General features: G+C 39.8%; 5 protein-coding genes. All 5 read left to right on the top strand.

Annotated elements, in window-relative coordinates:
- On the top strand, positions 1-847 hold an 847-nt coding region (pseB, locus tag H5120_RS19930), incomplete at its 5' end, for a UDP-N-acetylglucosamine 4,6-dehydratase (inverting) (protein ID WP_182675875.1).
- A 10-nt stretch (positions 848-857) separates the two neighbouring features.
- Positions 858-2018 (top strand): UDP-4-amino-4,6-dideoxy-N-acetyl-beta-L-altrosamine transaminase, encoded by a 1161-nt coding sequence (gene pseC, locus H5120_RS19935; RefSeq protein ID WP_182675876.1) that lies wholly within the window; start codon positions 858-860, stop codon positions 2016-2018.
- Between the two features lie 2 nt (positions 2019-2020).
- Positions 2021-2707: a pseudaminic acid cytidylyltransferase gene (pseF, locus tag H5120_RS19940; RefSeq protein WP_024596594.1), complete on the top strand. Its 687-nt coding sequence runs from the start codon at positions 2021-2023 to the stop codon at positions 2705-2707.
- Positions 2701-4224: a UDP-2,4-diacetamido-2,4,6-trideoxy-beta-L-altropyranose hydrolase gene (pseG, locus tag H5120_RS19945; RefSeq protein ID WP_182675877.1), complete on the top strand. Its 1524-nt coding sequence runs from the start codon at positions 2701-2703 to the stop codon at positions 4222-4224. Before pseF ends, pseG begins: the two co-directional genes overlap by 7 nt.
- Before the next feature lie 7 nt (positions 4225-4231).
- A partial coding sequence (gene pseI, locus H5120_RS19950) for a pseudaminic acid synthase (protein WP_182675878.1) occupies positions 4232-5187 on the top strand: 956 nt, incomplete at its 3' end.

A 5187-nucleotide genomic window follows, 5' to 3' on the forward strand; every position in this document is an offset into this window, starting at 1 on the left:
CCCGCAATTACGTTTTTTTATTGGTGATGTTCGCGATAAAGAGCGTTTAACGCAAGCGTGTGAAGGTGTTGATGTAATAATTCACGCAGCCGCTATTAAGCAGGTTGATACCGCTGAATACAATCCAACAGAATGTATTCGTACGAATATAGATGGTGCTGAAAATGTTATTCATGCTGCACTAGCATGTGGTGTAAAAGATGTTGTTGCACTATCGACAGACAAAGCATGTGCACCAATTAACTTATACGGTGCCACTAAACTTGCATCAGATAAATTATTTGCTGCTGCTAACAATATTCGCGGCTCTAAAGATATTAAATTTAGCGTTGTTCGTTATGGTAATGTAATGGGCTCTCGCGGCTCTGTTATTCCTTTCTTTTTAGAAAAACGAAAAGAAGGTGTTTTACCAATCACACACAATGAAATGACTCGTTTTAATATATCGCTTCAAGACGGCGTTAACCTAGTTATGTTTGCCTTGGGTAACCATTTAGGTGGTGAGATATTCATCCCTAAAATCCCATCATACAAAATTTTAGATATTGCTGAAGCCGTAGCACCTGAATGTGAAACGCGTGATGTAGGTATTCGCCCAGGTGAAAAACTACATGAAGAAATGATTACAGATACGGACTCGTTAAATACGATTGATTTGGGTCCATACTACGCAATTTTACCTTCTGTATCGTATACATACACCGAAGAAGAATACCTCGCTCACCATAAAGCTGAAAAAGTACCATTTGGCTTTAAATACAACTCAGGAACAAATACTGAGTGGGAAACAATTGAAGGCTTGCGTGAGCTTATTGTTGAACATGTTGACCCATCGTTTGAAGTATAGAGATAACTAAATGATACCGTATGGAAAGCAAGATATAACTCAAGCAGATATTGATGCAGTGGTTAATGTTCTAAAGTCGGATTTTTTGACGCAAGGGCCGCAAGTCCCTGCGTTTGAAAGAGCACTGATGGATTCAACCGGCGCCAATCATGCCTTGGCTGTTAATAGTGCAACGTCAGCTTTACATATTGCTTGTTTAGCGCTTGAGCTAGGGGCTGGTGATAGATTATGGACAACACCAGTCACTTTTGTAGCCTCAGCTAATTGTGGTTTGTATTGTGGCGCATCAGTAGATTTTGTTGATATAGATCCTGCAACTTATAATCTTTGCCCTGTAGCATTAAAAGAAAAGCTTATCCGCGCTAAAAAAGAAGGTGTTTTGCCTAAAGTTTTGGTTGCAGTGCATTTATGTGGTCAGCCATGTGACATGAAAGCAATCCATGCGTTATCAATAGAGTATGGCTTTAAAGTCATTGAAGATGCTTCACATGCAATAGGTGGACGTTATTTAGAACAACCAATTGGATCATGTGAATACAGCGATATTACCGTGTTTAGCTTTCACCCTGTTAAAATTGTTACCACCGCAGAAGGTGGTGCGGCATTAACGAATAGTAAAGCACTTGCAGATAAAATGGCACTTTACCGTAGCCATGGAATAACACGTGACGAAGCATTAATGGAAAATGCATCGCATGGTGGTTGGTACTATGAGCAAGTGGATTTAGGTTTTAACTACCGCATGACGGAGCTGCAAGCTGCACTCGGTGTATCGCAAATGAGCCGGTTAAGTGAGTTCGTTACTGCACGTCATGAATTAGCAGTACGTTATTATGACAAGCTAGCTAGTTTACCGATTATACTGCCTTATCAGTTACCTAATACTTATTCTGGCTTACATTTATATGTTATTCGTCTAAACCTAAATGAAATTAGCAAAACGCATAAAGAAGTGTTTGACGAGCTAAGAGAAAACGGTATTGGTGTAAACCTGCATTATATTCCTGTGCACCTACAGCCTTATTACCAAAAAATGGGCTTTAAACAAGGTGACTTTCCAAATGCAGAAAGTTATTACAGCAATGCTATTTCATTACCGATGTTTCATGGTATGACTCATGAGCAGCAAGACGAAGTTATCAGTAAGCTAACACAAATATTAGAAGCCTAATCATGAATATAGCAATCATCCCTGCACGTGGTGGAAGTAAGCGGATACCTCGCAAAAATATCAAAGAGTTTCACGGTAAGCCAATGATTGCTTATTCAATTGAGGCGGCTTTAAAGAGTAATTGTTTTGATAAAGTAATTGTCTCTACAGATGATGCTGAAATAGCAGATATTGCTATACAATATGGGGCAGAAGTACCATTTATGCGCCCTGCTAATATTGCGGATGATTATGCAACCACGCTTGATGTAATAAAGCATGCTGTTGAGTATACCGAGTTACAGGAATGGGGCGTTGAAAATGTATGTTGTATATATGCAACCGCTCCTTTTTTAATACCTGAGTTTATCCAGCGCGGATTTATAGAGCTGACATCGAGTAATGTAGATTACGCCTTCAGTGCAACAAGTTTTCCTTTTCCAATTCAAAGAGCTTTAAAGCTTAATGATAAACAATGCGTTGAAATGTTTCAGCCAGAGCATTTAAATACTCGTTCGCAAGATCTCGAAGAAGCATATCATGATGCTGGACAGTTTTATTGGGGTACTGCCAAGGCATTTATAGCAAAAAAAGCTATTTTTGGAACAAGATCGAAGGCTGTTTTGCTACCACGTAAACGAGTACAAGACATAGATACACCTGAAGATTGGGAATTGGCAGAAGCTTTGTACCGAGCAATTGAATGCTAAAGGTCGTAATTAGGGCTGATGCCTCTTCTCATATAGGCAGCGGTCATATCATGCGTTGCTTAGTATTGGCTGATAGGCTTAAACTAGATGGTCACGACGTTTTATTTGCTACCCGCCCGCAGAGCGGTGATTTAGTCACATATATAAAGCAGCGTGGTTTTTCTATTTATGAATTACAGCAACCAGCAGATTGGTTAGCACCAATCTCGACTGCGGATTATGCAGCGTGGTTGCAAGTCACTGAGTATGATGATGCCCAAGAATTCGCTTCTGCGTTTGATAGCCCTGATTTAGTCATTACAGATCACTATGGTATTGGTGTACAGTGGCATAAGGTAGTGAAAAAAGCATATAACTGTAAAGTTATTGCAATTGACGATTTAGTAAGAGAGCACGCTGCAGACTTAATTATAGATCAAACATTGCTTAGAGAGCCAAGCGAATATCATTTATTAAACCCTAAGACCACCGCCTTAACAGGTACGCAATACGCGATTATAAACACTCATTTCTCATCTCGTCATTTGTCGCAGTTGGCAGCAGTAAATACATTAAAAAATAGACCTCGTGTATTACTGTCAATGGGCGGCATAGACGCCCCCAATGCAAGCTTACAAGTACTTAAAGTTTTAAAAGATAGTGTTAACCCGCCTATAACAACTGTATTGCTTAGCACAAGAGCACCTCATTACAAAAGTGTTACAAAGTTTGCTATAGAGCAAAGTGCGTGGTTGACTCACATCGATTTTGTAGATGACATGGCTACTCTCATGTGTGAGCATGATATTGCCATTGGCGCGCCAGGCTCAACGTCATGGGAACGTGCTTGTGTCGGGTTACCGAGTATTGTTATTGCACTTGCTGATAACCAGCAGACTATTTGTAAAAATTTAGAAGTCGTTGGTGCTGCAATTAGCGTTGAGTTAGAGGCGATTAGTAAAAACTTAATCAAGGCGTATGAGCAGTTAATTACTGACTATTCAAAAATGCGAACAATAAACCTGCAGTTATGTGATGGGCAAGGTGTTAGGCGAATAATGAGGCACATTACCCAATTACTTAATGGCTCACTAAGCCTAAGATTAGCGACACAACTTGATGTTGAACAGGTGTACGCTTGGCAATGTGAACCTGAAACACGACGTTATGCACTTAATAAAGACGTTCCGAGTTTAGCTGATCATCAGGCTTGGATGACTAAAAAGCTAGCAAGTAAAAGTGACTACTTTTATGTGATTGAATTAACCAAAAGCAAAGATGAAAAAGCGGTTTCTGTAGGCGTAGTCAGGTTAGACAAGACAGCCGAAAACACGTATACCATTTCCATCTTTATAGCGCCAGAGCACTTTGGTAAAGGGGTTGCGAAACTCGCTTTAAAACAAGTAGATATATTACATCCTACAAAAATTATACATGCTGTTGTACTAAAAGAAAATACAGCATCACAAGCTTTGTTTAGCCGAGCTGGCTACCAACGAATTAATGAAGAGCAATTTACTCGACAACCTGTGGAGTGAGGGATTTATGAATAAATTTATTACTATCGATAACAGAAAAATTGGCCCTGACTATGCGCCGTATATCATTGCTGAAATGTCAGCGAATCATAACGGTGATATCGAAAATGCCTACAAAATAATGGAAATGGCAAAAGAGTGTGGTGCAGATGCAATGAAGCTGCAAACTTATCGCCCTGATACCATAACAATGAAAAGCGATAACCCTGAATTTTTAATTAAAGGTGGGTTGTGGGATGGTAAAACACTGTATGACTTATATGAAGAAGCGCACATGCCTTGGGAATGGCATAAACCGTTATTTGAAAAAGCTAAAGAGTTAGGTATCACTATTTTTAGCTCGCCGTTTGACTTTACTGCCGTTGATTTACTCGAAGAGCTTGGTGCTCCTGCGTACAAAATAGCGTCATTTGAAGCCATCGATTTACCATTAATCGAGTATGTTGCGAAGACTGGTAAGCCAATGATTATATCGACAGGTATGGCTAACGAAGAAGAAATACGTGAAGCAGTGGAAACTGCAAAAAATGCAGGGTGTAAAGAACTGGTTGTACTGCACTGTGTAAGTGGTTACCCAGCGCCATCAGGCGATTATAATTTGGCGACTGTAGCAGATATGGGCACTCGTTTTGATGTGTTAACGGGTCTATCAGACCATACAATAGATAACACAACAGCAATTACATCAGTGGCGTTAGGCGCATGCTTAATAGAAAAGCATGTAACGCTTGATAGGAATGGTGGTGGGCCTGATGATAGTTTCTCATTAGAAAAGCCAGAGTTACTACAGTTGTGTAGAGACTCTAAAATAGCATGGGAAGCGGTTGGTAAAGTAAATTACGAGCGCAAAGAGAGTGAGAAAGGAAATGCTATATTCAGACGCTCACTGTATGTGGTAAAAGATGTTGCTGAAGGTGAGTTATTTACACATGAAAATGTAAAGAGTATAAGGCCTGGTTATGG

This window comes from Pseudoalteromonas sp. SR43-2, assembly GCF_014163885.1.
Classification (GTDB): domain Bacteria; phylum Pseudomonadota; class Gammaproteobacteria; order Enterobacterales; family Alteromonadaceae; genus Pseudoalteromonas; species Pseudoalteromonas distincta.

Coding starts and splice junctions, on each gene's coding strand:
- pseC (WP_182675876.1), top strand. CDS start 858: ATGATACCGTATGGAAAGCAAGATATAACTCAAGCAGATATTGATGCA.
- pseF (WP_024596594.1), top strand. CDS start 2,021: ATGAATATAGCAATCATCCCTGCACGTGGTGGAAGTAAGCGGATACCT.
- pseG (WP_182675877.1), top strand. CDS start 2,701: ATGCTAAAGGTCGTAATTAGGGCTGATGCCTCTTCTCATATAGGCAGC.